The sequence below is a fragment of the Streptomyces sp. NPDC001781 genome, from assembly GCF_053596035.1.
Genome location: NZ_JBSFFI010000022.1, coordinates 16,430 through 41,920, shown reverse-complemented (window position 1 = coordinate 41,920; position 25,491 = coordinate 16,430). Strand labels below are relative to the sequence as shown.

The window sequence follows — 25,491 nt, the reverse complement described above, 5'->3', positions numbered from 1 at the left end:
AGGAGCCAGGTCATGACCTCGCACGCGTCCCCGCCCGCCACCGCCGCGCCGCCCGTGGCGCCGGCCGGGGACGGGTTCGGCGACGAGGAGCTGGCACGGGGTCTGGCCGCGGGGGACGAGGACTGCCTCGCGGCCGTGTACCGGCGCTGGTCCTCGCTGGTCTACGCCCTCGCCCGCCGCGCGCTGGGAAACGCCGGCGAGGCGGAGGACGTGACCCAGCAGGTCTTCCTCGGGGTCTGGCGGGGCCGGGAGGGCTACCGGCCCGACCGGGGTCCGCTGGGCGGCTGGATCGTCGGCATCACCCGGCGCAAGATCTTCGACGCGCTCGCGGCACGCGCCCGGCGCGGCGAACTGGTCGCGGCGGCAGCCGCGTCGCTGTCCCGTACCGCACCCGGCGCGGAAGCCGCCGCCGACCCGGAGGCCGTGCTCGACCGGCTGCTGGTCCGCCGTGAACTGGGCCGGCTGCCGGCCGCGCAGCGCCGGGTGCTCTATCTGGCCTTCTACGAGGACCTCACCCAGCCGCAGATCGCGGCCCGCACGGGCTGGCCGCTCGGCACCGTGAAGAGCCACGCCCGCCGGGGCCTGCACCGTCTGCGGTCCGGCATCGAACGCCGGGAGCCGGTGGAGACGGCCGTCTGAGCGGGGTGCGATCTCGGTCGAAGAACCGCGCGGAAACCTCTACACATATGGGAGTAAAAGGTGCAAAATAGGGGTAACGCGACACGCGGCACGCCACCGCAGCCCACCGGACGCGGTCGGGGCCGCCCGGTTCGACGGAAGGAGGACCGTACGCAGACTCCCACCGACAACGAAGAACGCGAGGCCGGTCCGCCGGAGCGGATCGGCCTCCTCGTGCGCGCGGGCGGCGCGTCCCGGCCGGAGGTCTTTGACACGGTTCGCGGCACTTCCTAGCTTGAGCCGGGCCATAGCGTTCCGTGATCTCACGAGGCTGGAGACCGCCCTGTCCGCTCGCCCCGCTCCCGGCCGCCGCCTCGCCACGGCCGTGGCGCTCCTCGGCCTGATCGGCACCCTCACCACCACAGCCTGGGCGGGGCCCGAGGACCGCGCCCGGGCGCCGCGCCCGGCCCCCGCGCCGACCCGCGTCCCGGACACGGCGGGCTCCGCCACCGCGCTCACCTCCTTCGCCCTCCAGTCCACGGCCGAGGTCGACGACTCGGCGGCCGCCGTCTCCTCCCCCGGCTACCCCGCGCGCGGCTGGCACCGCGCCGGCCCCCGTTCCACGGTCCTCGCGGCCCTGCTGGCCGAAGGCCGCTACCCCGACCCGTTCCGCTCGGCCAACCTCGGCAGGATCCCTGAGGCCGCCTTCAAGGTCCCCTGGTGGTACCGCTCCGACTTCACCGTGGACGACACCGCGCGGCGGACCCGGCTCGACTTCAGCGGGGTGGTCCCGGCCGCCGAGGTGCACGTCAACGGCCACCGGGTGGCGACGGACGCAGAGGTCAAGGGCGCCTACACACGGCACGAGCTGGACATCACCGGGCTGGTGCGGCCGGGCCGGAACACGGTCGCCTTCCGGGTGCGGCCCAACGATCCGAACCGGGACCTCAGCATGGGCTGGCTCGACTGGCTCCAGCCGCCCCCGGACCAGAACATGGGCCTGGTCCGCGACGTCCTGGTCCGGCGCGGCGGGCCGGTCACGCTGGACGACGCCCACGTGGTGACGAAGCTGTCAGTGCCGTCGCCGGCCACCGCCGACCTGACCGTGCGGACGCGGGTGCGCAACGACACCGGCCGCGCGGTCACGGCTCTGGTCACCGGCACCGTGGCCGGGACCGGCCTCACCCGCCGGGTACCTCTCGCCGCGCACGAGTCGCGCACCGTCGTCTTCTCCCCCGCCGACGTACCCGGCCTGCGCCTGCGCTCGCCGCGCGTGTGGTGGCCCGCGGGGATGGGCGCCCAGCCGCTCTACGGCCTCGGGCTCACCGCCTCCGTCGCCGGTGCCGTGTCCGACACCGCGCACCAGACCTTCGGCATCCGTGACGTCCGGGCGCCCCTGGACAAGGACGGCGCCCGCCAGTACCGGATCAACGGGCGCCCGCTGCTGATCCGGGGCGGCGGCTGGTCGCCGGACCAGTTCCTGCGCTGGGACCGGCGCTATGCCGAGGACCGGCTGCGCTACGTCCTCGACCTCGGCCTGAACACGGTCCGGCTGGAGGGGCACATCGAGCCGGACGAGTTCTTCGACCTGGCCGACCGGCTCGGTGTGCTCACGCTGCCGGGCTGGGAGTGCTGCGACAAGTGGGAGGGCCAGGTCAACGAGGACGGCTCCGGGGAGAAGTGGGACGCGGACGACCACGCCGTGGCCAAGGCTTCCATGGCCGCCGAGGCGGCCCGGCTGCGTGCCCACCCCAGCGTCATCTCGTTCCTGATCGGCAGCGACGCGGCACCGGACGCCGCGATCGAGAAGAACTACCTGGACGCGCTGGCCGCCGCCGACTGGCCCACCCCGGTCGTCCCGGCCGCCTCCGACAGCTCCTCGCCCAGGCTGGGCCCGTCGGGCATGAAGATGAGCGGCCCCTACGACTGGGTTCCGCCCGCCTACTGGTACGCCAAGCGCGAGGGCGGTGCCACCGGCTTCAACTCCGAGACGAGCGCGGGCCCCAGCATCCCCACCCTGGACACCCTGCGCCGGATGATGACGCCGGCCGAGCTGGACACCCTGTGGAAGTCCCCGGCGGCCAGGCAGTACCACCGCTCCCCCTCGGCGGTCTTCTCCACCCTGAAGCTCTACGACGACGCCCTCACCGCCCGGTACGGCGCCCCGGCCGGCCTGACCGACTACGTGCGCAAGGCGCAGCTCGCCCAGTACGAGAACGTGCGCGCCGAGTTCGAGGCGTACCGCCGCAACGCGCACGACGCCCACAAGCCGGCCACCGGGATCGTGCACTGGATGCTCAACAGCGGCTGGACCTCACTGCACTGGCAGCTCATGGACCGCCACCTCGACCAGAACGGCGCCTACTTCGGCGCCAAGAAGGCGGGCGAGCCGCTGCACGTGCAGTACTCCTACGACGACCGCTCGGTGGTCGTCGTCAACGACCGCCACTCCCCCGCCGGCGGGCTCACCGCGCGGGCCACCCTCTACGACCCGGACGGCACCCCGCGCTACGACCGCACCCTGTCGGGGCTGCGCGTACCCGGCGACGGCGCCCACGGCACCGCGTTCACCCTGCCGGACAGGACCCGCGGCACCTCCGGGACCCACCTGCTGCGGCTGGTGCTCACCGGCCCGGACGGCAGGGAGGTGAGCCGGAACGTGTACTGGCTGTCCACCCGGCCCGACACCCTCGACTGGGCGCACACCGACTGGTACCACACGCCGACGACCGCCTTCGCCGACCTGAAGGGCCTCTCCGCCATGGCACGGGTGCCGGTGTCGGCCGCCGCTGCCACCCGTTCCTCGGGCGCGCTGTCCAGCACGACGGTGACCCTGCGCCGCACCGGCGGCGGCCGGACGCCCTCCCTGCTGACGGACGTCCACCTGGTCGACGCCCAGGGCCGGCCGGTGCTGCCGGTGCGCTGGTCGGACAACCAGGTCGGGCTCTGGCCCGGCGAGTCGTTGACGCTCACCGCCACCTACCGCACGGCGGACCTGCACGGCTCGGCGCCACGGGTGCGCGTCTCCGGATGGAACACCTCCGAGAGGACTGTCCCGGCCTCCTGAACACCGCCCCTCCAGCGCGTCGACGGCCAGCGCTCCCGCCACGTTCCGCGGGGAGTTCCCGGGGGCGGCGCCGGAGTGGCATCGCGGCGGCGCCCGGGGCGCGGACACCGACGGGCCGGACCGGATCGAATGGCTCGTCCCGATCGCGCCGGCCGGGGTCGGCATCGCCGCACGGACCGGCTGGTGGGCCACCGCCGCACCACCGGGTCACCTCTTGTACAGATACGGCGTGGTGGTGGTCAGCGCGTGCAGTCCGAGGCGTTCCAGGACGGGACGGCTCATGGCGGAGGCGTCCACCTGGACGTGACGGCAGCCGTGGGCGGCGGCGACGCGGGTGCGGTGGGCGACCAGGGCGCGGTACAGGCCCCGGCCCCGCCACTCCTCGACGGTGCCACCGCCCCAGAGTCCGGCGAAGTCCCCGCCCGGCACCAGTTCCAGCCGGGCGGAGGCCACCGGCTCGTCCCCGGCCAGCGCGACCACGGCGAGGACCGTGCCGGGGTCGGCCTCGAGCCGGGCCAGCAGACGATCGCGCAGGGCGGTGCCGTCGGTGCCGAAGACCCTCTCGTGCACCGCCACCACCAGACCGACGCCGGCCGCGTCGGCGGCCCGGACCAGGCGGACGCCGTGGGGGAGCCGTTCCTCCAGGGTGAGGTCCGCGATCTCGCCGACCATCAGCGTCTCGGGCTCCTCAGCCCGGAATCCCGCCGCGATGAGGCGCTCGCCCAGGTCCGGCGGCCCGTCGTGGCCGTAGAGCTTCCACTCGAAGTCCCGGCCGAGGCCCGCGAAGTAGGCGATCTGCTCCTCGATCGCGCGATCCGCGCCGGCCGCGTCGAGACCGGACCAGACGACACCGTTCCAGCCCCGCCCGTCCGCTACCTGGCGCACGACGGCGCCCGCCCGCTCGATCCGGGCGCCGGGCGCGTCGGGGCGGGCGTTCCGCCGCATCTGAAGGTCGTAACGGGCGAGCGCCGCGGCATGATCCATACGGTCACTCCAGCATCCGGGCGGGGTCCGGGGCAACGGGATTGTCCCGGACGAGCCGTGGGATCAGCCGAGTTCGAGCGTGGTGATGCCGAACACCCGCTCCGCGGCGTACTCGCGGACCGGGCCGGTGTACATGCGGGCGGTCTCGAAGGAGGGGGTGAGCCCCGCCGCGAGGGCCATCTCGACCCCGGCCTTGTTCGGCTCGGGCACGTCGATGGCGATCCGCTGGCCGGTGTGGTCGGCGACGAGCGCGGCGAACAGGGCCCGCGCGTCCTCGGGGGTGTCGGCGAAGAGGGGGCCGATGCGCAGGCAGTCCGCGCCGGGGCGGATCACGCCGTAGCCGGTGAGGTGGTCACCGTCATGGCGTACGTAGGTGTGGTGGCCGGGGGCGGTGAGCCACTCGGCGAGGAAGCGTGGCCGGTCGGCCGGGGTGCACGTGCCGTCGTACCGGGTGATGGCGTCGAGGTCTCCGGGCCGGGCGTGGCGGACCCCGGTGGGCGGCTCGGCCGCCGGGGCCGGGCCGGTGTAACGGGCGGTGCGGTGGGCGAGCTCGAAGCCGGAGCGGCGGTAGTTGTCCTGCTGGTCCACGACGCCGTCCAGGCCGACGACGCGCTCCCCGGCGTGATCGAGCCCGGTCTTCCAGGTGGCGAGGCCGTAGCCGTGGCCGCGCAGGTCGGGGCGGACGAGGTAGCAGCCGAGGAAGGCGTAGTCCGTGCCGTAGTTGACGACGGAGATCGCGGACACCGGGTCGCCGTCGATGCGGCCGAGGAAGAAGCCCTCGGGGTCCTGGGCGAAGAAGGCGGGGCCGTCGGAGAGACCCGGATTCCAGCCTTCGGCCGCCGCCCAGCCGCTGATCACCGGCCAGTCGTCCAGGGTGGCCCGGGTGACGGTGAACTCCTGTGGGGCCGGTGACGTCATCGCTGCGCTCCGTTTCCGGGGTGTCGGGGGTCGCTCCGCGCCGCATCCTTCCCGATCGGACGGCTCCGCGTCACGCCGGACCCGCTCGGGGCGGTCGCATACCGGGCGCAGGCGCTGCGAAGGCCCCACCGAGTGGTGCTTGGTCGGTGGGGCCGTGCGATGGGGTGGGATCAGACCGTGCTGCCCGGGCGGTAGCGCCGGTACAGGGCCGCGCCCGCCACCAGGAAGGCCGCGCTGCCGGCCAGCGCCGGGGCGGCGAAGTCCGCTCCGGTGTGCGCCAGGCTGGGCGGGGTCTCGTGGGTGGGGGGCACCACGGTCTTCGGCGGCGCCGGGGGCTGGTGCTTCGGCGGGGCCGGGGGCTGGTGCCTGGGCGGCGCGGGCGGCGCCACCGGCGGCGGGGTGGGCGCCTCGGAGTGGTTCTCGCAGTGGTTGCCGAAAGCCGGGTTGAGGGCGCCGACGACGTCCGCGCTGTTGCCGCAGGCGTTCACCGGGATGTCGACCGGCAACTGGAGGCCGTTGCCGGAGAGCACGCCGGGTGAGCCCTGGGCGACACTGTGCGCCGTGGCGCCGCCGCCACCCCCCATGTCGCCGGCCGTTCCGCCGTCGGCCCTGCTGCCGCCGGTGGCGCTGCCCCCGGCCTTGCCGCCGGCGTCGGCGTCGCTCACCGCGCCGCCGTCGTCGGAGCCGGTGTTCGCGCAGGAGTTGCCGAAGGCCGGGTTGAGCAGTCCGACCACGTCGACGCTGTTGCCGCACGCGTTCAGCGGGACGCTGACCGGGGCCTGGACGGTGTTGCCGGAGAGCACACCGGGCGAGCCGACAGCGGCGCCGTCGGCGGTGGCACCACCAGCCGCGAAAGCGGCGGTTACGGGCATGGCAATGGCCATCGCACCGGAGGCGGCGGCGACGCCGATCACACCGTTTCGGGTAGCCCGTTTCATAGGTTCCCTGCCTTCCAGAAGTCGTAGCGGGCAGTCACCCGCACCACATAGAACGCGTACGGACCGTTCGGGTTATGGCCTGTGCGGCTTTCACCCGTTCGGGGGGCACGGTCGTTCGAACCGCACGTCAAACGCCTGCCGCTCCGGTCATTCGGATAGGTGGATCGTTCACTCGGACGGAGGAGGATTCCCCGGCCGTCCCGGACCGGAGGTGACGCCCGCCCGGCCGGGAGGCGACCGGTGCGCGGCCCGTTTATGGTGAGGACGGCGCCGCCCCTGTTCAGGGTGGTGGTGCCCTGGGAGGCGAGCAATGCCGGCCAAGGTGAAGCAGCAGTCCAGACGGTTTGCGCTACGTCGCGGCGCGGGAGCGGGAGTGCTCGCCCTGGCGCTGGTCTGCGCGGGGCTGCCGGCGGCCGCGGACGCCGGGCCCCGGTCCGGCCAGGCCGACCGGCCAGGCATGGCCCGCTTCTACGACCAGAGGGTCGCCTGGGGCCGCTGCCCGGGCCCGGACATGCCGAAGGACCTCCAGTGCGGCAAGGTGACCGTCCCCCTGGACTACGCGCACCTCGGTACGGGCACACTCGACCTGGCGCTGGCCCGCTACCGGGCGACCGGCCCCGGGCACCGCGCGGTGCTGCTGAACTTCGGCGGGCCCGGCGCCTCGGGCGTGAACCAGCTCGCGGCCGGAGGCAAGGAGTTCATGGACCTCACCGACGGCTCCGACGTGGTCTCCTTCGACCCGCGCGGGATCGGCCGCTCCTCCCCCGTGAGCTGCGGTGTCGGCGAGGAGTCAGCGTCGGACTCGTCGGACTCGTCCGGCCGGGACGCCGGTGCGGGCGTCAGCAGCCCGCAGCGGCTCATGACCCTGCTGCGGCAGTCCGCCGAGCTGTGCGCCAGGCACTCCGGGCCGGTGCTCGAGCACATAGGCACCGTGGACGCGGCCCGCGACATGGACGTCATACGCCAGGCCCTCGGCCAGAAGAAGCTGGACTACCTGGGCTTCTCCTACGGCACGCGGCTCGGCGCGGTGTACGCGGCGCAGTTCCCGCGCAAGGTCGGCCGGATGGTCCTGGACGGGGTGGACACGCTGACCGAACCGCTGTCCGAGCAAGGGGTGGCGGGCGCCCAGGGGCAGCAGACGGCACTGGAGGGCTTCCTGGACTGGTGCGTGACGGACATGGGCTGCCCGTTCGGCCAGGACCGGCGGACTGCGGACGACCAGGTCGTCCGGCTCGTGCGCTCGCTGGACGAGAACCCCGTACCGACCGACTACGGCGACACGTTCTCCGGACAGGACCTGGTGGGGGCCATCGGACAGGGTCTGTACAGCAAGGAGCTGTGGCCCTCCCTGGAGCGGGCGCTCGCCACGCTGGTGGAGGACGGGGACGCGCGCCGGGTGCTCAGCTTCGCCTCGGGCGGCTTCGGCCTGCCCATGCGCGCGAACGGGTCCGGCCGGGCGAAGGCCGACGGCGGGCTGACCGATCCGGGGCAGGTGCCGATCGACAACCTCACGGCCGCGCTGATGGCGGTCAACTGCGCGGACGACCCGGACCGGCCCACTGCCGCCCGCCTCACCAAGGACCTCACCGACCTGCGCGCCTCCTACGACGCCGCGTCCCCGGTCTTCGGCCGCTACCGGCTCACCCAGCTGCTGATGTGCTACGGCCGCCCGAAGGGCACCGGCTACATCAGGGACGCGGTGAAGGACGTGCCGTCCTCGCGGATGCTGCTGGTCGGTACGCGCGGTGACCCGGCGACGCCGTACCGCTGGGCCGAGGAGACGGCACGGCGGCTGGGGTCCTCGGCCGTGGTGCTGGACAACAAGGGCGACGGGCACACCGGTTACGCCTCGTCCAAGTGCGTGCACCGCAAGGTCGACGACTTCCTGATGTACGGCACGCTGCCGCCCACCGGCAGCTCGTGCCCGGCGGACGGGAAGGCGTGGAGTTCGACCGTGCCGACGGACCCGTGAGCCTCGCGGCGCCGGAGCGGAGGGTGACGCCGCGACTGCGGGGTCATGTCCGGCGTCACACTGGGTAGGCGCGGCCCCAGCCCGCCGACCGGACCCGATCGTGACAGGGAGACCCCCTCATGCGTATCCGTACCGTCCACACCGTGCCCGTTCTCGCCGCCTCCGCCGCGCTGCTGCTGGCGGCCGCGCCCGGCCAGGCGGCCCCGCGGCACCAGGCCGCGCCCGCCCGGTGTGCCGCGAAGGCGCTCGACATCCACGCCGAGGCGGTGAAGGGCAGGACCACAGTCGTCCGCTTCGCGGTGACCAACTCCGGCTCCCGCGCGTGCCTCGTGGACCGGGTTCCGACGATCACCTTCGGTGAGCTGGACGGCGCCGCGCTGCCGACGCCGGAGGGGGGCCGCGGCACCTACCGGCTGGAGGCCGGCAGGACGGCCTACGGGGCGGTGCGCACCATCGGTGATCCCTCGGACCCGGAGGCACGCCGCTCCCCCTCGCTCGGGGTGTCGGCCTCGGCTTCCCGGTACGGCCGTGACTTCTCGGCCGCGCGGCTCGGCACCGGGCGGGAGATCCGCGTCTGGGAGCCGGTGACGACGTGGTGGCAGCCGACGCGCGCGAAGGCCGACAAGGCGATCGGCCTCGGCTGACGCGCAGGGGGAACAGGCGTGCGGCGTACGCAGGTCCGGGTGTCGCACCGGGGCCCCGGCGCACGGGTCGAGTCCCTTACGCGGAGTGCGACTCGACAGGGGCCGCAGGCAGCCGCCCCGGAAGACCCCGGCATATGCCCGAAGCACGCCCCGGCCGGGTGTTGCCAAATCCCCCACAGGGCATCGAGGGCTGTGCCACAGTCGTAGCGGTCCCTCCGGCCCTACCGTCCCCTCGGAGTGCGTCATGCCGCCGCCAGTCTTCGCGGACCGCCCGCCCGCCGGGCATCCCGAGGGCGCGCCGCCCGGCCGGGTCGGCCGGGCGAAGTGGGGCCTGCTCACCGACGAGGCCGACTGTTCGGAGGAGCTGTACCGCATACTCGGCCTGGACCCGTCCGCGCCCGCGCCCACCCTGGACGAACTCCCGGCGCTGGTCCACGAGGAGGACCGGCCGCGCCTCACCGCCATGGTGACGGGCTGCCTGGTGGACGCGCGTCCGACCGACGGCGAGTTCCGCGTGCGACGGCCCGACGACTCGTTCCGGACCGTGCACATGAGGGGCGAACCCGTGCTGGGCGCGGACGGCGGCACCGTCTCCATGTGGGCCGTGATCCGGGACGTGAGCGAGCTCCGCACGGACGGACGGCGGGTGGACGCGGTCCCAAACCCGCCTCCTGTCCGTCGGCGTCACCTCCCGGGGCCGCCGACCCTCGATCTCGCGGCGCACCACGTCCCCGGCGCACCGTCCGTCATAACGGCGACAGACTGGTGCGGCGTGCTCGAACTACCGGGCGGAGCGGCACTGCTGAGCATCGGTGACCTCACCGGCCGGGATCCCGCCACCCTGCTCGGCGCCGTACACGGTCTGGCTCCGGCCGGGACCCGTCCCGCTCGACTGCCGTCCGTGCTGGACCGGTTGGACACCACCACGCCTTTGCAGGATGCGGTCTGCTGCCGTTACGAGCCGCAGAACCGTACCTTCACGTGGGCCCGGTCCGGCCGGCCCGCCCTCCTGCTGTTCCGCGACGGGGCGGGCCGTCGGCTCACCCCGCCGGACGACCCTCCCCCGGGCGCGGACTCCCCGTACGGACAGGCCGAACTCAGCGTGCGACCGGCCGACTTGCTCCTGCTGCACACCGGGCGGCTGAGCGAGCCGGAGGTGGTACACCTGCTCGGTCTCGGCCCACGGCTGAGCACGGCCCGTACCGCGCGGGAATGCGTGCGGTTGCTGGCCGGGGAGCTGGGAGCGGGTCAGGACGGCGACGCCTGCGTGCTCGTCGTCCGGTTCTCCGGGTAGGACGGACCCTCCGTCAGGCCGGTGCCGCGCCTCCGTTGCGGCTCCGGGGCTTGGGCAGGGCCTGCCTGATCTCCTCGCGCAGTTCACCGACCTTCGGGTAGCTCGCGTACTCGGCGGTGAGCCGGTACATCTCGCGCAGCCGGTCCCAGGTGCGGCGGGAGGAGTTGGCTCCCATCGCCATCAGCGCCAACCGGGCGTACCGGTCCGCCTGTTCGGGGTCGTCCGCGATGAAGCAGGCCGACGCCATGGAGAGATGGTCGAAGATCTTCGACCGCTCCCGCCCGTCGACCCTGAGCGCCAGCGCCTTCCGGGCGTAGTGCTGCGCGTGCACGGCCGCGCTCGGGTCGTGCTCGGCGAGCGTGCGGTAGGCGAGGGCCTGCATACCGTACAGATCCTCGTCCTTGAAGGTCTGCATCCAGTCCGGCTGCCGGCTGTCCTCGCGGTCGGATACGAACAGGTCCTCGGCCTGGCCGAGGGTGCGGCGCATCGCCTGGCCCTTGCCCATCGCCGCCTGCGCCCACGCCTCGATGGTGTGGAACATGGCCTTGGTCCGGGGCTGGAGCTCCTCCCCCGAGCCGGACTGGGCCAGCTTGATCAGGTCCATGGCGTCGTCCGGACGGCCCAGGTGCACCATCTGGCGGGCCGCCCGCGACAGCGCCTCGCCGGCGCGGGGGCGGTCGCCGCCTTCGTGCGCGGCGTGCGTCGCGATGACGAAGTACTTCTGCGCCGTGGGCTCCAGACCCACGTCGTGGGACATCCAGCCCGCCAGGACCGCGAGGTTGGCGGCGACGCCCCACAGGCGCCGCTGGAGCTGGGGTGGGTGGTGGTAGGCGAGCATGCCGCCCACCTCGTTGAGCTGGCCCACGACCGCCTTGCGCTGGAGGCCGCCGCCACGGGCGGCGTCCCAGGCCCGGAACACCTCGACCGAGCCCTCCAGTTCCTCGACCTCCTGGGCCCCGACGGGCGCGGCCTCGTAGCGGTCGAATCCGGCGGGTTCCGCGTGCAGCGGGTCGTCGAGGACGGGGGCGTCGGCCCGGAGCGTGGGGTCGCTGTGCAACCAGTCATGCATGGCGCTGCTGAGCGTGGCTCCCGCGGCGAGCGCGGCACCCGCGCCCACCAAGCCGCGTCGGTTGAGCATGAGGTCCATTCCCGTGAATTCGGTGAGGACCGCGGCGGTTCGTCCGGGCGCCCACAGCATGCCGCCGGGATCTTCGCTCTTCCCGTCGCCCTGCCGTTTCCCCGCGCGCCCGTGCCGCACCAGACCGAGGTCCTCCATGGTCACGACACGGCCGAGACGCTCGGTGAACAGAGCCGCCAGCACCCTCGGCACCGGATCGCGCGGGATCTCTCCCATGTCGATCCAGCGCCGTACCCGCGAGGTGTCCGTCGACAGTTGGGGGTGGCCCATGGCCGCCGCCTGCCGGTTGACCAGCCGCGCGAGTTCGCCCTTGGACCAGCCGGCCATGCCGAACAGGTCCGCAAGGCGGGTGTTGGGTTGTCCGCTCACGTCAAGCCCCCAGGTTCTCGGCTGAGTTGACAGTAGCCCCGTGCAAGTTGCCGGGCGACTATTCGCCAGGGTTCGCCAGGGTGCGCCAGATGGTGTGCCAGTGGACACCGGGTGTCAGGTAGGAATGCGCCCACCCCAGCCCGGTCCTCCCAGGGGCACTCCCCAGGGTGTGCCTGGGAGGACCGGGCCGGGGTGGGCGCGCAGTTCGTCCCGAGCGACGCACAGGCAGGCACCGCAGGCACACGAAGGGATCTGTATCTCCCATGTACGCAGCATCGTCCTCCGTGTCCGCCCCGCCCCGGCCACCACGATCCCGCCCCGTGGGCGGCGGACCGTATCTGGACCCGGCGGCGCGACCCGGAGCACCCCTCCTGGGCGTGGGCCGGGCACCACGCATTCCCGGGCAGCCCGGCTCCCAGCCGCTCAGCGGCAGGCTGGACCTGTCCGGCCCGCAGGGTGCCCAGCTCCGCACCGCCATCGCCTCGGTGCAGCGGATCTGCCCGGAGTTCGCCCCCGTGCAGGTGCTCCGCCGCAGCCCACGGTCCGTCACCTTCGTGGGGACGACCGGCCGCAGCACGGCGGTGGCCAAGTGCCTCCTGGACCACACTCCCGCGGCGGCGGAGCGGGTCCGGCACGAAATAGCTGCGTATCGTTCCTTCGTCCGGCACCGTCCGCCGGTGCGCGTTCCGCGGCTGATCGCGGCCGACCCGGACAACTGCACGCTGGTGATCGAGCGGATGCCCGGCCGGGTGGCCTCGCACCGCCGCCACCCGCTGGAGGCGCCCCCGCGCGCGGACATCCGGGCCGCGCTCGGCGCGATCTGCCGGCTGAACGGCTGGCGGCCCCCCGCGGGCACCTTCGGCGCGCCGCTGGACTACGCGGACCGCCTCTCCCGTTACCACGAGCTGGGCCTGCTCACCGATCGCGACCTGGGCGACCTCCAGAAGCTGCTGCACGGCATCGCGCACACGGCGGGCCGCCAGGGCATGGGCCAGTTCTGCCACGGGGACGCGCTCCTGTCCAACATCCTGATGTCCCCGGCCGGCCCGGTGCTGGTCGACTGGGAACACGCCGGCTGGTACCTGCCGGGCTACGACCTGGCCACGCTCTGGCTGGTCCTCGGGGACGCCCCGGACGCGCGCCGTCAGATCAGCCAGCTCGCCCAGTCGGGCGGTCCGGCCTCGCGCGACGCCTTCCTGGTCAACCTGATGCTGGTGCTCACCCGCGAGATCCGCGCCTACGAGACGGCCGTACAGCGCTCGATGCACGGCACTCCCCCGGCCGCGGCCGCCGCGGGTGCGGGCCCCTCCGGTGAGGAGCAGCGCCTGCTCCTGAGGAGGCTGCACGACGACTGCCACATGGCCCGCCGGGCCGTGCGCGCGGCGGTCGGCACCCGCTGAGGCGGGACTCGAGCACCGCGGTGCGCCCGAGCGGCGGCGCATCGCGGTTCCCGTACCGGGCCTACGGGGCGGGGGTCACTGGTATACGCCACTGACGCCCCGCAGGCCCGCGCCCCATCAGCGCGAAACTCGCCCGAAACCCTGTGTGACGTGGGAAATCAGCTTCCCGAGGGCATCATTGACGGATCGTCGGCAAGCCGGTACCACTGACCCAGCTCGGCGCCGCCAGTGCCGCCACGCCCCGCCCGTCACAGGAGGCCGCATTGCGAGGATTCGCCCCCGACCCGTCGTCCGCATCCGGTGCCGGACACCTGAAGCGGACCGCCGGAACGCTCGCCACGGCCGCCCTGCTGCTGCCACTGCTCGGCGCGGCCCCGGCCGTGCCCACCGCTCCCCCGGCCGACCGGCTCCAGCGCGCCTTCGTCAGCGCGGCCGCCGAGTACCGCGTCCCGCAGAGCGTCCTGCTCGCCGTCTCCTACCTCCAGTCCCGTTGGGACGCGCACGCCGGGGCGCCCAGCGTCAGCGGCGGCTACGGCCCCATGCACCTGACCGACGCGCGTACCGCGCTGGCCGCGACCGAGCACCACGCGGAGGGCACGGAGGACGCCCGGGGTGACGACGCCCGGCCCGCGCTGCACCCCGAGGCCGGTGCGGCCGCCCCCTCGAAGCTGCCCGCCCGGCTGACGACACTGCGCCGCGCTGCGGAACTGACCGGTCGCCCGGCGGCCGAGCTGCGCAGCGACCCGGCGGCCAACATCGCCGGCGGTGCCGCACTGCTGGCGGCGGCGCAGCGCGAGCTGGGCGAGCCGCTCACCGCCGACCCGGCCGCCTGGTACGGCGCGGTGGCCCGCTTCTCCGCCGCCGACGACAGGGCGACGGCAGCCGCGTACGCGAACGACGTGTACGACGTGCTGCGCACCGGCGAGCGGCGCACCACGGACGCCGGCCAGCGGGTCGAGCTGAAGGCGAGCCCACGACTGCGTCCCGAGACCGAGCAGTTGGAGCGGACCGGGCTGCGTAACGCGCCCGCCGGTGACGTCGAGTGCCCGCGCTCGGTGTCCTGTGTGTCGGTTCCGGCGCCGTACGAGGAGTTCGGGGACGGTGACTACGGCAACCACGACCTCGGTGTCCGCCCGGCCGCCCAGCGCGTGAAGTACATCGTCATCCACGACACCGAGGGCCGGTGGGACGGGGTGATGAACCTGATCCAGGACCCCACCTATGTGTCCTGGAACTACACGATTCGCTCGACCGATGGTCTGATCGCCCAGCATGTGAAGGCGAAGGACGTCGCCTGGCACGCCGGGAACTGGGATGTGAACGCCCGCTCGGTGGGCATCGAGCACGAGGGTTTCCTCACCGATCCGGACGCCTGGTACACGGAGGCGATGTACCGCTCCTCGGCCCGGCTGGTGAGGTACCTGTCGCGTGCCTACGGTGTGCCGCTGGACCGGCAGCACATCCTGGGCCACGAGAACGTGCCCGGTCCGACCACCTCCACGATCCCGGGCATGCACACGGATCCGGGCCCGTACTGGGACTGGCGGCACTACTTCCATTTGCTCGGCCACCCCTTCGAGCGCACCGGCACCAGCCGCTCCGGGTTGGTTACCGTCCTGCCGGACTACGCGGCCAACCAGCCGGTGTACACGGGCTGCACGACGAAGGGCGAGCCCTGCCCGGCGCACGGTTCCGGTGAGGTGCGGCTGTACTCCGACCACGACGTCGACGCACCGCTGATCAAGGACATCGGCCTGGGCACCGTGCCGACCGACGGGGTCAACGACCTGTCCTCGCGGGTCTCCACCGGCCAGCAGTACGCGGTCGCGGACCGCTGGGGCGACTGGACGGCCATCTGGTACCTGGGGCAGAAGGCGTGGTTCCGCAACCCCCGCCACGAGCCCACCGCGGTCCCCGCGTCCGGGACCACGGTCACCCCGAAGGCGGGGCTGGCGAGCGTCCCGGTGTACGGCCGTGCCTACCCGGAGAAGGAGGCGTACCCGGCGGGCGTCCCGGCGCAGTCCGTGGTGCCGCTGCCGTACACGATCCCGGCCGGGCAGAAGTACGTCGTCGGTGACCGGATGCCGGGCGAGTACTACTACGCCGTCACCTTCACCGAGGACTCGCACCGGGTGGTCACCGGTAAGGACCTGTACTACGAGATCCAGTACGGCCACCGGGTCGGGTTCGTGCGAGCGGCGGACGTGGACCTGTCGGCCGCCCGCCACTAGGGTCCTTCGTCGGGGTCGGGCCGGGTCGGGCACCAGCCCCCGCGAGCCCGGCATGATCCAGACGAACGACCCCGGGGCGCGCACGCAGCGGACACCGCACGCGTGCTCCGGGCAGGCGGCGCTGCCGGGCGGACGCCCCCAGCGACCTCAGCCCTGCTGGAACAGCTCCGCCGGGAGCGGCTTCAGCAGGGCGTACAGGTCGTCGGTGATGGGCCGGTCCCAGGCGGCGATGGTCACCAGGACGCCGTCGCTGCGGTCGAACTGCACGCAGGAGATCCGCCCCTCGGAGAGCTTGAGGCGGCGGACGATCAGCAGGTTGTCGCCCTGGAGGACCGGGGTGTCCTCGGAGCCGACGACGGTGACCTCCTCCTCGTTGTCCAGCGCCAGCAGGAGCTGCGCGACCTCGAAGGGGATCTCGCCCTCGGCGGTCTCCCGGGCCGGGGAGCCGTCGGGGAGGTTGCCGATGATCATGGCGGGGCCACGGCCGCCGAACAGGTCGTAGCGCAGGAAGACGCCCTGGCAGCTTCCGTCGGGGGCGGGCAGCAGGCCCGCGCCGAGGTTGCCGGGCCAGTCGCCGGGGTCCATGGCCAGCACGTCGAAGTCTGGTCCGGCGGGAGTGGCGCTGCGGCGGCGGAGGAACGACATGCCGCCAATGGTACGTGTCCGCGGGGCCCCGACGGCGTGCGGGAGCCCCCCGCCACGGCGCGGTGCCGGGTCATTCCTCCACCGGGCCGGAGGGGACGACGGCGACGGGGCTCGCCGCGTGCAGCAGGACGGCCTGGGTGACCGAGCCGAGCATGCGTGCGGGCGCGAGCAGCCGGCGCCGGTGGCGGCCGACGACGACCAGATCGGCGCCCGCCGAGAGGGCGACCAGATGTCCGGCGGCGTCGCCCGGCAGAGCCTCGGCCGCCGCGTCGACTCCGGGGTACTGGGCGCGCAGCGGGTCGAGGAACCCTTCGGCGAGGACGCGGGTCTCGCTCTCCACGGCGACCTGGTCGACGGGCGGGGGCACGAGCTGACCGGGGGCGGACCAGGTCTGCACGGGCCACGGATAGGCGGCGATCACCTGGAGGCGGGCGCCGAGCAGCGACGCCTCGGCGAAGGCGAAGCCGAGGACGCCGTCGTCGGGGCTGTCGACGTGGAGTCCTACGACGACCCGGCGCCCGGGTTCGGCCGGGGGCCCGGCGTGCACCTCGCGGCCGGGACGGGGGACGACGACCACCGGGCACGGGGTGTCCCGGGCGGCGGCGACGGAGTTGGAGCCGAGCAGCAGGCCGGCGAAGCCGCCCCTGCCGCGTGAGCCGAGGACCAGCAGCTGGGCGTCGGCGCCGAGTTCGGACAGGACCGCGCCGGGCACGCCCTCGACGGCCACGTACTCCACGGTGGGCAGGCCGGGCAGGCCGGCGAGCCGGTCGCGGATCTCGTCCAGCACCGGGTCGCCGCTGTCGTCGGGGGCGCCGGCGACGAGGATGTCGGCCTGGCCCCAGGCCGCGTACTGGCGCACGTGCACCACGCGCAGCGGCGCGACGCGGCGGCGGGCGGCCTCCAGGGCCCAGTCGAGGGCGCGCAGGCTGTCCTCGGAACCGTCGACCGCGGCGATGACCGGCACAGCGCTCATCGTTCCTCACCTCCCGGGGGGGGCGGCCTTCCCCGTGCCGGGGCGGGCCTGTTGTCGGGGTCAGCCTCGCTCAGCCGGCGCTCCCGAGCGGGTGACGCGGGGCGCGTGTTGGGCGACAGCGCCCGGAACACCCCCGGTCGGCTCCGGTGCGGATCCCCCGGTACGCCTCAGGTGAGGTCGAACTCGCCCTCACGGGCCCCAGAGACGAAGGCGCCCCACTCGGCGGGCGTGAAGATCAGGGAAGGGCTCTCGGGCCGGCGGCTGTTGCGCATCGCGACGAAGCCCTCGACGAAGGCGATCTGGACATCGCCCAGGCCCCGGCTGCCCGGCTGCCATTCGGCCCCGCTGAGATCCAGGTCCGGCTTGTTCCAGCCCGTGAGCGACTGCTGCTGGATGGTGCTCTCGGCCACGTCCGCGCTCCTGCTACTACGTCGTCCGCGGCTCAGCCTAGTGATCGGCCAGGACGCCGCACAGGCCACGTGAGGAGGAGGTTGCGGCGGGTGGGTGTACACGGGCGCCGGGCGCCGCGCGGAAAAATCCCGGCTCGCCTCTTGCCCGGGGCCCGACGGCCTGAATTACTGGCCTCGGCAAGATCGACCGAATGATCGGTCGTCCGTATTGCGTGTCGTGATGCGTGTCGCGTGCGAAGGGATGCCCCGATGGCGGATGAGACGGACCTGCTGGACGCGGGTGAGCGGCTCGGGTCCGAGGAACTGCGGGCGCTCCAGCTGGAGCGGCTGCGGGCCTCGCTGCGGCACGCCTACGCCCATGTGCCCTTCTACCGGGAGTCCTTCGACAAGGCGGGGGTCCGCCCCGAGGACTGCCGCTCGCTGGCGGACCTCGCGCACTTCCCCTTCACCACCAAGTCGGACCTGCGGGCGAACTACCCCTACGGGATGTTCGCGGTGCCCCGTGAGCGGGTGCGGCGGCTGCACGCGTCCAGCGGGACGACGGGACTGCCCACGGTGGTGGGCTACACCGACAACGACCTCTCTGTGTGGGCGGACATGGTGGCCCGCTCGATCAGGGCGGCGGGCGGACGTCCAGGTGACGTCGTCCATGTGGCCTACGGCTATGGACTGTTCACCGGAGGACTGGGCGCGCATTACGGCGCCGAGCGACTGGGGTGCACGGTGGTGCCGGCGTCCGGGGGCATGACGTCCCGGCAGGTGCGGCTGATCCAGGATCTCGGGCCCGGTGTCATCATGGTCACCCCCTCCTACATGCTGACGCTGCTGGACGAGTTCGAGCGGCAGGGCGTGGACCCGCGCTCCACCTCGCTGCGCGTGGGGGTGTTCGGGGCGGAGCCGTGGACGGAGAGCATGCGGCGGGAGATCGAGGAGCGGTTCGCCATCGACGCCGTGGACATCTACGGGCTGTCGGAGGTGATGGGTCCGGGCGTGGCGCAGGAGTGCGTGGAGACCAAGGACGGTCTGCACGTGTGGGAGGACCATTTCTATCCGGAGGTGGTGGACCCGGTCACCGGTGAGGTGCTGCCGGAGGGCGAGCGGGGCGAGTTGGTGTTCACCTCGCTCACCAAGGAGGCCATGCCCGTCGTCCGCTACCGGACGCGGGACCTGACCCGGCTGCTGCCGGGCACGGCGCGGGTGTTCCGGCGGATGGAGAAGGTCACCGGTCGCAGCGACGACATGGTGATCCTGCGCGGGGTCAACGTGTTCCCGACCCAGATCGAGGAGATCGTGCTGCGCACCCCTGGTGTGGCGCCGCACTTCCAGCTCCGGCTGACCCGGGAGGGCCGCATGGACGCGCTCACCGTACGGGCGGAGGCGCGTCCGGGTGCCACGCCGGACGTGCGGGAGGCGGCGGCGCGGTCGATCGCGGCGGCGGCCAAGGACGGCATCGGGGTGTCGGTGTCCGTGGAGATCGTGGAACCGGAGTCGCTGGAGCGCTCGGTCGGCAAGATCCGCCGCATCGTGGATCTCCGCCCGCGCTGAGCGCTGTCCCGTGATACCGGCGGATCAGGGCGCGGCGTCGGATGCGGTGCAGCGCAGGACGGAGGGCCGTCCGCATACTGGGCGTACGCGGACGACCCGACATTGCCGCGAGGCACCGTAGCTGTCGTCGCGCACCCGCCGGGGATCACGGGACAGCCCTCAGCCCAGCCGCTCGCGCAGCTCCCTCTTCAGGATCTTGCCGCTGGCGTTGCGCGGGAGGGCGGGCAGGAAGTGCACGCGCTTGGGGGCCTTGAAGGCGGGGAGTCGCTCGCGGACATGGGCGATCAGCGCGTCCTCGGTGACCTCGCCGCGGGTCACGACGACGGCGGTGACGGCCTCGATCCAGCGCTCGTCGGGCAGGCCGATCACGGCTGCCTCGGCGACCGCCTCATGGGTGTAGAGGGCGTCCTCGACCTGGCGGGAGGCGACCAGTACGCCGCCGGAGTTGATGACGTCCTTCACCCGGTCCACGATCGTGAAGTAGCCGTCGGCGTCGCGTACCGCGAGGTCGCCGGAGTGGAACCAGCCGTCACGGAAGGCTTCGGCGGTCTCCTCGGGCTTGTCCCAGTAGCCCTCGCAGAGCTGGGGCGAGCGGTAGACGATCTCGCCGGGGGTTCCGTCGGGCACCTCCGCGCCCTCCTCGTCGACCACACGGGCGTCCACGAACAGCACGGTGCGGCCGCAGGAGTCCAGGCGGCCCTTGTGCTCGTGGGGTGCGAGCACGGTGGCGAGCGGGCCGATCTCGCTCTGCCCGAAGCAGTTGTAGAAGGCGAGTCCCGGCAGCCGTTCGCGCAGCTTCTCCAGCACGGGCACCGGCATGACCGAGGCGCCGTAGTACGCCTTGCGCAGGCCGCCGAGGTCGCGGTCGGCGAAGTCGGGGCGGGCCGCGAGCGCGATCCACACGGTGGGCGGTGCGAACAGGCTGTCGCAGCGGCCCGCTTCGACCAGGTCGAGGATGCGGTCGCCGTCGGGGGTGTCGAGGATCGTGCTGGTCGCGCCGACCGCGAGAAAGGGCACCAGGAAGACGTGCATCTGCGCCGAGTGGTAGAGCGGCAGCGCGTGCACGGGCAGGTCACCGGCGCTCAGGTCGAGTGCGGTGATGGCGCTGAGGTATTCGTGGACGAGCGCCCGGTGGGTCATCATCGCGCCCTTGGGCAGCGCGGTGGTGCCGGAGGTGTAGAGCAGCTGGACGAGGTCCTCGGTGCGCGGCTCGGGCCCGTCGTACGGCTCGGTGGCGGCCAGCCCGGCGAGCAGTGAGCCGTCGGCGTCGCGCAGCGGGAGGGTGCGGGTGCCGGCCGGGAGCCGGCCGGCGAGAGCTGGGTCGGTGAGGGTGAGGGCGCTGCCGGACTGGTCGAGCAGGTACGCGAGGTCGGCGCCGGTGAGGTTCTGGTTGACCGGCACGTGCACGAGACCCGCGCGGGCACAGCCGAGGAAGGCGATGAGATAGGCGTCGGAGTTGTGGCCGTAGGCGGCGACCCGGTCGCCCCTGTCCAGGCCCCGGGACAGCAGCAGGGCGGCGGCGCGGGAGACGGCGTCGTCGAGTTCCGCATAGGTCCAGGAGCGGTCGCCGTACTTCAGCGCCGGGCGTGCCGGGGTGCGGCGGGCGCTGCGGCGCAGCACTCCGTCGACGGTGCTGCCGTGTCCCTGTGTCATGAGAGCCGATCCTCGGGCCGGCCGCCCGGCGAGGTCAAGATCCTCGGCGGCCGGTGTCACTCCCCCAGCACGGCCATCGCCGCGTTGTGTCCGGGCACCCCGCTGACCCCGCCGCCGCGCACCGCGCCGGCGCCGCACAGCAGAACGTTGGCGTGCCGGGTCTCCACGCCCCAGCGGCCGGTGCCGTTCTCGGCGTAGGGCCAGGTGAGGGGGCGGTGGAAGATGTTGCCGCCGGGCAGGCCGAGGTCGCGGTCCAGGTCGAGCGGGGTCCTCGCCTCGATGCAGGGGCGGCCGTCGGCGTCGAGGGCAAGGCAGTCCGCGAGGGGTTCGGCCAGGTGGGCGTCGAGCTGGTCGAGGGTGGCCTTCAGCAGTTCCTCGCGTACGGCGTCGTTGTCGTGGGCGAAGAGGCGGGCGGGGGTGTGCAGGCCGAAGAGGGTGAGGGTCTGGTAGCCGCGCTCGGCGAGGCCGGGGCCGAGGATGGTGGGGTCGGTCAGGGAGTGGCAGTAGATCTCCGAGGGCGGCGCTTGCGGGAGGTCACCGGCGGCGGCCTGGGCGTGAGCGGTGGCGAGCTGCCGGTAGCCCTCGGCGATGTGGAAGGTCCCGGCGAACGCCTCGCGCGGGTCGACGGAGCTGTCCTTGAGCCGGGGCAGCCGCTCGAGCAGCATGTTCACCTTGAGCTGGGCGCCCTCGGCGGGCTCGGGCGCCGGGTCGCCGGTGAGGGCGGCGAGTTCGCGCGGGGAGGCGTTGACCAGGACGTGCCGGGCGGCGGCGACGCCCTCGCCGTCGGCGGTGCGGTAGGTGACCTCGGCGGTACGGCCGTCGGTGTCGACACGGACGGCCTCGTGCCCGGTGAGGATCTCGGCTCCGGCCGCGCGGGCCGCGTCCGCGAGGGTGTCGGTGAGGGCGCCCATGCCGCCGACGGGAACGTCCCAGGCGCCGGTGCCGCCGCCGATGACGTGGTAGAGGAAGCAGCGGTTCTGGGCGAGCGAGGGGTCGTGGGCGTCGGCGAAGGTGCCGATCAGCGCGTCGGTGAGGACGACACCCCGGACCAGGTCGTCGCGGAAGTTCTCCTCGACGGTGACCCCGATCGGCTCCTCGAACAAGGCCCGCCACGCGTTGTCGTCGCCGACACGGGCGCGCAGTTCGGCGCGGGTGGGCAGCGGTTCGGTGAGGGTCGGGAAGACCCGTCGGGCGACCTCGCCGGTCATGCCGTAGAACCGCTGCCAGGCGATGAACTCGCTCTCATCGCCGGTCAGTTCGGCGAAGGAACGCCGGGTGCGCTCCTCGCCGCCCCCGACGAGCAGCCCGGTGGCACGGCCGCCGCGCTCGACGGGGGTGTAGGAGGAGATGGTCCGCCCCCGCACCCGGAACCCCAGCCCGAGATCCCGGACGATCTTGTCCGGCAGCAGGCTGACAAGGTAGGAGTACCGCGACAGCCGCGCGTCCACCCCGGCGAACGGCCGGCTGGACACCGCCGCGCCTCCGGTGTGCCCGAGCCTCTCCAGCAGCAGGACCGAGCGCCCGGCGCGGGCCAGGTAGGCGGCCGCGACCAGGCCGTTGTGTCCCCCGCCGACGATGACGGCGTCGTAGGTCCGGGTTCCCTCGTGTGCAGGCATGGGTTCTTGGTAGCACGGCTGATCTTCACCGGGTAGGGGGCCACGGCACGACGTGCGGATCACGCCGGGGCTCGCGGGGTCCGGCATGATCCGGACGATGGACCTCAGTCGGTGCAGTTCGCTCCCGCGGCGCCGCCGTCGGCGCCGACCGTGACCTCGCAGCCGATGCCCTCGACCGGCCGCCGCTCTCGAAGTGCCGGATCACGCTCGATCAACTGCCACTCCGCATCGCACAGTCGCCTCGCGTCACGGAACACGGTCCACCGGATCAGACCGCGCCGCGAGAGCGACGTCCCAGAATGATCACAACCGGATACGCACTCTGCGTGCGCGGTCCTGCTCCAGGCAGCCCTACTCCATGTCCCACTCCTCCAGCAGGTCGAAGAGGTGCCGATCGCCTTCGAGCTTCAGGGAATCCAGCGGGATGCGACCGTAGAAGGCCAGGACCAGGTCGTTCGCCGCACCCCGGACGGAGACGTCGACCGACTCCGAGTCCTCGCCGGCGGCGGGGCCGGATCCGGGCAGACGGAAAGCCCGCGAACCGTCGGCGGAGAGCGATTGGCGCCAGGAGCCGCCCCCGGTGACGTGATAGTCGACAACGGCCGGCTTGTGCGGCCAGGCGACCGTCGTGGTGCAGCAGGTGAACAGGAAGTCCTCGACACCGTCGAGCGCCACCTCCTGAGGCAGCGGCTCCGGGGCGCCCACGGCGAGCTGGGCGTCGTAGGTGTGCATCGCGATCTCCTGGAGCTGGTGCCGGGCGACGGCGCCGCAGGTCGGCGGCGACTGCGACGAGCCCCACCACGTCCAGCAGCCGCGCTCCGGTCCCGCGTCTCGCAACGCGTCCAGCATCTGCTGCGTCGACTCGGCCAGCCAGGCGAGCAGGGCCTCGCGCTCCTGGGGTGCGGCCAGGCCCTCTCCCGCCAGCTTGCCCGAGGCGTCCGGCCCGGCCGCGACCGTGGCGGCCCAGGCGCGCCGCCCCCCGCCCAGGTGGTGCACCAGGTCGAGCAGCGTCCACTCGGGGCAGGTCGGAACCTGCACATCGAGGCTGGGCGCGGAGGCGATCGCGGCCCGGAAGGCGGCCGACCGCTCGTCGATCAGGCGCAGCAGCTCAGGGAAGTCCATTGTCATGGTCACCCGGGGTTTTCTATCACTGCGCGGCGAAGGCGTACCAGCGATTTCCGCGGACCGGCCGCCACCTTCGCGCCGCGATGATGTGGATCAAGGACCTCACCGGAGCTGCCTCTTGATCACGGCCGGATACGCGGCACACGTGCCGGGTCGGGGCGGGCCGACGGGCCCAGGTGGGCGACCGCGTGCAGCAGGTGCCGGGGCGGGGTCCGGCGGCGCAGGGAGCCGGGGATCGCGCGCAGGAGGGTGCCTGTGGTGCGCAGGTGGCGGGTCACCTTGGCGGGCGGGGGTGCGGGACGGCCGTAGAGGGCGTGGGCCCAGGTGGGGAGACAGGCGTAGGCGAGGCCCGCGACGTGGCGCCACAGGAGGGCTCGGGCCGGGACGAGGAGGGGATCAACCGGAGGGCGGCGCAGGAAGTCGTCGACCTCGCGGGCCTCGGGTCCGGCGGCCAGCCCGGGACGGACCTGCTGGAAGTAGAGGTCGAGTGCGGCCCGGTCGGCGGGGACCCGGGCCGGATCGAGGCCGACCAGACGCGCGCCGACCCGCTGCTCGGCGAGGTAGCGGTCGGCCTGCGCACCGGTGAGCGGGAAGCCGGAGCGGCGCAGTACGTGGAGGTAGGACGCGATCTCGGCGCAGTGCACCCAGAGCAGCAGCTCCGGCTCACCGATCCCGTAGCACTCACCGGTGTCCGGGTCGGTCGCGGTCAGCAGGCTGTGGATCCTGCGCACCCGCTTCCCGGCGCGCTCGGCGTCCTCGGTGGTGCCGTAGGTGGTGACGCCGACGAAGTCCGCGGTGCGCAGCAGCCTGCCCCAGGTGTCGCGACGGAAGTCGGAGTTCTGCAGGACACCGCGCACCGCGCGCGGATGCAGGGCCTGGAGGTAGAGCGCGCGGATGCCGGCGATCCACATCATCGGGTCGCCGTGGAGCTGCCAGGTCACCGAGGCCGGGGTGAACAGGCCCGGATCGCGTGCGCGCGCCTCGCCCATGCCCGAAGGCTACGCCGCGCGCGCCGCGCGCGGACAGGGTCAAGCGGCGAGGGCCGCCATGAAGTCGGTACACGCCCGGGCGCAGGTGCGGCAGGCATTGGCGGCGTTCTCGGCACCGGGCTGGCCGTCGAACGCCTCGGCCGCCTCGACGCAGAGCGAGCGGCACCATTCGAGCTGGAGCCTGATCTCGTCCTCGGTGCCCGCGCCGTCCGCGCTGCCCTCCTCGGAGAGCGCACGGCACGTGGTGTCGCACACCTCGGCGCACATGATCCCGAGGCGCCGGGCGCGCTCCTGTCCGGCGGTGCCGTAGGAGCCGACGAGGCTGGCACGCACCGCGCAGGCCCGCGCGCAGTCGGAGCAGGCCTGGGCACAGGCGAATCTGTCCTCCAGGAACTGGTAGAGCTGGTCTCGTGAGGGGTGGGACGCAGGTGTCACAGGGGGCGGGTAGCCGTGGCACGCCGGCGTAAACGCGTGGGCGAGGGCCTGGTGGAGCCGACGTGCCACGGGGCACCGGGTGCTACGGACAACCACGCAAAGTGTCCGGTTCGCGTGGTTTGTATGGGGTACTCCACTGATATGAACACCGCAACGACACAGCTGGCGGCACCGAGCGGGCTCATCAGCCTGGTGCTCTTCGTCGTGGCCATCGCCGTGCTGGCGCTGCTCGGGGGCGGCTTCTGGATCAACAGCCGGATCAAGGACAGGGAACCGCCCCGCCCCAGCGCCGAGGAACAACCGCACCTTCCGCCGGAGGGCGCGACTCGGGAGATACAGGAGAACCGGGAACCCGACGAGATCCCGGTGACCCCCAAGGGCGGGCGCGCGCTCACCCCGTACGAACTCCACAACATGCGTACCAGGCCCAGTGACAAGAAGGACCGCCCGCGCTGGAGCGAGGGGTCCAGCGGCTCCTTCGGCGGGGGCGGTCTGGGCGCCCACTGAGTCGCCGGTCCCTCCGCGGG

General features: G+C 73.3%; 21 protein-coding genes. 9 read left to right on the top strand and 12 right to left on the bottom strand.

The window, feature by feature from the left end; genetic code table 11:
* The first annotated feature begins 12 nt into the window (after positions 1-12).
* Both ACWCV3_RS20480 and ACWCV3_RS20475 read left to right on the top strand, forming a co-directional pair.
* A complete protein-coding gene (locus ACWCV3_RS20480; protein WP_451225895.1) occupies positions 13-639 on the top strand; it encodes an RNA polymerase sigma factor in 627 nt (208 codons plus the stop codon).
* A gap of 322 nt (positions 640-961) precedes the next feature.
* Positions 962-3,685 (top strand): glycoside hydrolase family 2 protein, encoded by a 2,724-nt coding sequence (locus ACWCV3_RS20475; protein ID WP_451226052.1) that lies wholly within the window; start codon positions 962-964, stop codon positions 3,683-3,685.
* A 207-nt stretch (positions 3,686-3,892) separates the two neighbouring features.
* On the opposite strand, the gene ACWCV3_RS20470 is transcribed toward ACWCV3_RS20475, so the two are convergent.
* The 3 genes from ACWCV3_RS20470 to ACWCV3_RS20460 form a co-directional block, all read right to left on the bottom strand.
* Positions 3,893-4,669 (bottom strand): GNAT family N-acetyltransferase, encoded by a 777-nt coding sequence (locus ACWCV3_RS20470; protein WP_451225893.1) that lies wholly within the window; start codon positions 4,667-4,669, stop codon positions 3,893-3,895.
* A 63-nt stretch (positions 4,670-4,732) separates the two neighbouring features.
* Entirely contained in the window at positions 4,733-5,587 is an 855-nt protein-coding gene (locus ACWCV3_RS20465) for a GNAT family N-acetyltransferase (protein WP_451225890.1), read from the bottom strand.
* Positions 5,588-5,757: 170 nt separating this feature from the next.
* Complete coding sequence (locus ACWCV3_RS20460; protein ID WP_451225887.1) at positions 5,758-6,525, bottom strand: chaplin; 768 nt, start codon at positions 6,523-6,525, stop codon at positions 5,758-5,760.
* Positions 6,526-6,835: 310 nt separating this feature from the next.
* On the opposite strand from ACWCV3_RS20460, the gene ACWCV3_RS20455 reads away from it, so the two are divergent.
* From ACWCV3_RS20455 to ACWCV3_RS20445, 3 genes are all read left to right on the top strand, one after another.
* Positions 6,836-8,497 carry an alpha/beta hydrolase gene (locus ACWCV3_RS20455; protein ID WP_451225884.1) on the top strand — a complete coding sequence of 554 codons (1,662 nt, stop codon included), beginning with the start codon at positions 6,836-6,838 and terminating at the stop codon, positions 8,495-8,497.
* A gap of 119 nt (positions 8,498-8,616) precedes the next feature.
* On the top strand, positions 8,617-9,141 hold the full coding sequence (locus tag ACWCV3_RS20450; RefSeq protein WP_451225882.1) for a DUF4232 domain-containing protein: 525 nt from the start codon (positions 8,617-8,619) through the stop codon (positions 9,139-9,141).
* Between the two features lie 244 nt (positions 9,142-9,385).
* Positions 9,386-10,435 (top strand): PAS domain-containing protein, encoded by a 1,050-nt coding sequence (locus tag ACWCV3_RS20445; RefSeq protein WP_451225879.1) that lies wholly within the window; start codon positions 9,386-9,388, stop codon positions 10,433-10,435.
* 13 nt (positions 10,436-10,448) lie between these two features.
* On the opposite strand, the gene ACWCV3_RS20440 is transcribed toward ACWCV3_RS20445, so the two are convergent.
* Complete coding sequence (locus tag ACWCV3_RS20440) at positions 10,449-11,942, bottom strand: DNA-binding protein NsdB (RefSeq protein ID WP_451225876.1); 1,494 nt, start codon at positions 11,940-11,942, stop codon at positions 10,449-10,451.
* Between the two features lie 263 nt (positions 11,943-12,205).
* On the opposite strand from ACWCV3_RS20440, the gene ACWCV3_RS20435 reads away from it, so the two are divergent.
* Together ACWCV3_RS20435 and ACWCV3_RS20430 are read left to right on the top strand one after the other, a co-directional pair.
* On the top strand, positions 12,206-13,342 hold the full coding sequence (locus ACWCV3_RS20435; protein ID WP_451225873.1) for an aminoglycoside phosphotransferase family protein: 1,137 nt from the start codon (positions 12,206-12,208) through the stop codon (positions 13,340-13,342).
* Between the two features lie 263 nt (positions 13,343-13,605).
* Positions 13,606-15,573, top strand: a complete 1,968-nt coding sequence (locus tag ACWCV3_RS20430) for an N-acetylmuramoyl-L-alanine amidase (RefSeq protein ID WP_451225870.1) — start codon at positions 13,606-13,608, stop codon at positions 15,571-15,573.
* Between the two features lie 147 nt (positions 15,574-15,720).
* Here ACWCV3_RS20430 and ACWCV3_RS20425 read toward each other — a convergent pair whose 3' ends face one another.
* The 3 genes from ACWCV3_RS20425 to ACWCV3_RS20415 form a co-directional block, all read right to left on the bottom strand.
* Positions 15,721-16,218: a hypothetical protein gene (locus tag ACWCV3_RS20425; RefSeq protein WP_451225867.1), complete on the bottom strand. Its 498-nt coding sequence runs from the start codon at positions 16,216-16,218 to the stop codon at positions 15,721-15,723.
* A gap of 70 nt (positions 16,219-16,288) precedes the next feature.
* Complete coding sequence (locus ACWCV3_RS20420) at positions 16,289-17,191, bottom strand: universal stress protein (protein ID WP_451225865.1); 903 nt, start codon at positions 17,189-17,191, stop codon at positions 16,289-16,291.
* A 167-nt stretch (positions 17,192-17,358) separates the two neighbouring features.
* Positions 17,359-17,601 (bottom strand): DUF397 domain-containing protein, encoded by a 243-nt coding sequence (locus ACWCV3_RS20415; RefSeq protein WP_451225862.1) that lies wholly within the window; start codon positions 17,599-17,601, stop codon positions 17,359-17,361.
* A gap of 249 nt (positions 17,602-17,850) precedes the next feature.
* On the opposite strand from ACWCV3_RS20415, the gene paaK reads away from it, so the two are divergent.
* Complete coding sequence (paaK, locus tag ACWCV3_RS20410) at positions 17,851-19,146, top strand: phenylacetate--CoA ligase PaaK (RefSeq protein WP_451225860.1); 1,296 nt, start codon at positions 17,851-17,853, stop codon at positions 19,144-19,146.
* A gap of 159 nt (positions 19,147-19,305) precedes the next feature.
* Here the strand turns inward: paaK and ACWCV3_RS20405 are convergent, their stop codons facing one another.
* The 5 genes from ACWCV3_RS20405 to ACWCV3_RS20385 form a co-directional block, all read right to left on the bottom strand.
* A complete protein-coding gene (locus ACWCV3_RS20405; RefSeq protein ID WP_451225857.1) occupies positions 19,306-20,799 on the bottom strand; it encodes an acyl-CoA synthetase in 1,494 nt (497 codons plus the stop codon).
* A 56-nt stretch (positions 20,800-20,855) separates the two neighbouring features.
* The gene (locus ACWCV3_RS20400; protein ID WP_451225854.1) at positions 20,856-22,415 is read right to left on the bottom strand and encodes a phytoene desaturase family protein; all 1,560 of its coding nucleotides are present in this window, start codon (positions 22,413-22,415) and stop codon (positions 20,856-20,858) included.
* A 351-nt stretch (positions 22,416-22,766) separates the two neighbouring features.
* The gene (locus tag ACWCV3_RS20395; RefSeq protein ID WP_451226049.1) at positions 22,767-23,543 is read right to left on the bottom strand and encodes a maleylpyruvate isomerase N-terminal domain-containing protein; all 777 of its coding nucleotides are present in this window, start codon (positions 23,541-23,543) and stop codon (positions 22,767-22,769) included.
* A gap of 119 nt (positions 23,544-23,662) precedes the next feature.
* Entirely contained in the window at positions 23,663-24,529 is an 867-nt protein-coding gene (locus ACWCV3_RS20390) for an oxygenase MpaB family protein (protein ID WP_451225853.1), read from the bottom strand.
* Positions 24,530-24,568: 39 nt separating this feature from the next.
* Positions 24,569-24,964, bottom strand: a complete 396-nt coding sequence (locus tag ACWCV3_RS20385; protein WP_451225850.1) for a ferredoxin — start codon at positions 24,962-24,964, stop codon at positions 24,569-24,571.
* Between the two features lie 141 nt (positions 24,965-25,105).
* On the opposite strand from ACWCV3_RS20385, the gene ACWCV3_RS20380 reads away from it, so the two are divergent.
* Positions 25,106-25,471 carry a DUF6479 family protein gene (locus tag ACWCV3_RS20380; protein ID WP_451225848.1) on the top strand — a complete coding sequence of 122 codons (366 nt, stop codon included), beginning with the start codon at positions 25,106-25,108 and terminating at the stop codon, positions 25,469-25,471.
* Positions 25,472-25,491 lie beyond the last annotated feature (20 nt).

Bases quoted from the DNA above. Each gene is read 5' to 3' on its own strand.
- ACWCV3_RS20455 (WP_451225884.1), top strand. From the start codon at position 6,836: ATGCCGGCCAAGGTGAAGCAGCAGTCCAGACGGTTTGCGCTACGTCGC.
- ACWCV3_RS20470 (WP_451225893.1), bottom strand. From the start codon at position 4,669: ATGGATCATGCCGCGGCGCTCGCCCGTTACGACCTTCAGATGCGGCGG.
- ACWCV3_RS20420 (WP_451225865.1), bottom strand. From the start codon at position 17,191: ATGAGCGCTGTGCCGGTCATCGCCGCGGTCGACGGTTCCGAGGACAGC.
- ACWCV3_RS20395 (WP_451226049.1), bottom strand. From the start codon at position 23,543: ATGACAATGGACTTCCCTGAGCTGCTGCGCCTGATCGACGAGCGGTCG.
- ACWCV3_RS20425 (WP_451225867.1), bottom strand. From the start codon at position 16,218: ATGTCGTTCCTCCGCCGCCGCAGCGCCACTCCCGCCGGACCAGACTTC.
- ACWCV3_RS20435 (WP_451225873.1), top strand. From the start codon at position 12,206: ATGTACGCAGCATCGTCCTCCGTGTCCGCCCCGCCCCGGCCACCACGA.
- ACWCV3_RS20460 (WP_451225887.1), bottom strand. From the start codon at position 6,525: ATGAAACGGGCTACCCGAAACGGTGTGATCGGCGTCGCCGCCGCCTCC.
- paaK (WP_451225860.1), top strand. From the start codon at position 17,851: ATGGCGGATGAGACGGACCTGCTGGACGCGGGTGAGCGGCTCGGGTCC.
- ACWCV3_RS20445 (WP_451225879.1), top strand. From the start codon at position 9,386: ATGCCGCCGCCAGTCTTCGCGGACCGCCCGCCCGCCGGGCATCCCGAG.
- ACWCV3_RS20465 (WP_451225890.1), bottom strand. From the start codon at position 5,587: ATGACGTCACCGGCCCCACAGGAGTTCACCGTCACCCGGGCCACCCTG.
- ACWCV3_RS20450 (WP_451225882.1), top strand. From the start codon at position 8,617: ATGCGTATCCGTACCGTCCACACCGTGCCCGTTCTCGCCGCCTCCGCC.
- ACWCV3_RS20480 (WP_451225895.1), top strand. From the start codon at position 13: ATGACCTCGCACGCGTCCCCGCCCGCCACCGCCGCGCCGCCCGTGGCG.
- ACWCV3_RS20380 (WP_451225848.1), top strand. From the start codon at position 25,106: ATGAACACCGCAACGACACAGCTGGCGGCACCGAGCGGGCTCATCAGC.
- ACWCV3_RS20400 (WP_451225854.1), bottom strand. From the start codon at position 22,415: ATGCCTGCACACGAGGGAACCCGGACCTACGACGCCGTCATCGTCGGC.
- ACWCV3_RS20390 (WP_451225853.1), bottom strand. From the start codon at position 24,529: ATGGGCGAGGCGCGCGCACGCGATCCGGGCCTGTTCACCCCGGCCTCG.
- ACWCV3_RS20405 (WP_451225857.1), bottom strand. From the start codon at position 20,799: ATGACACAGGGACACGGCAGCACCGTCGACGGAGTGCTGCGCCGCAGC.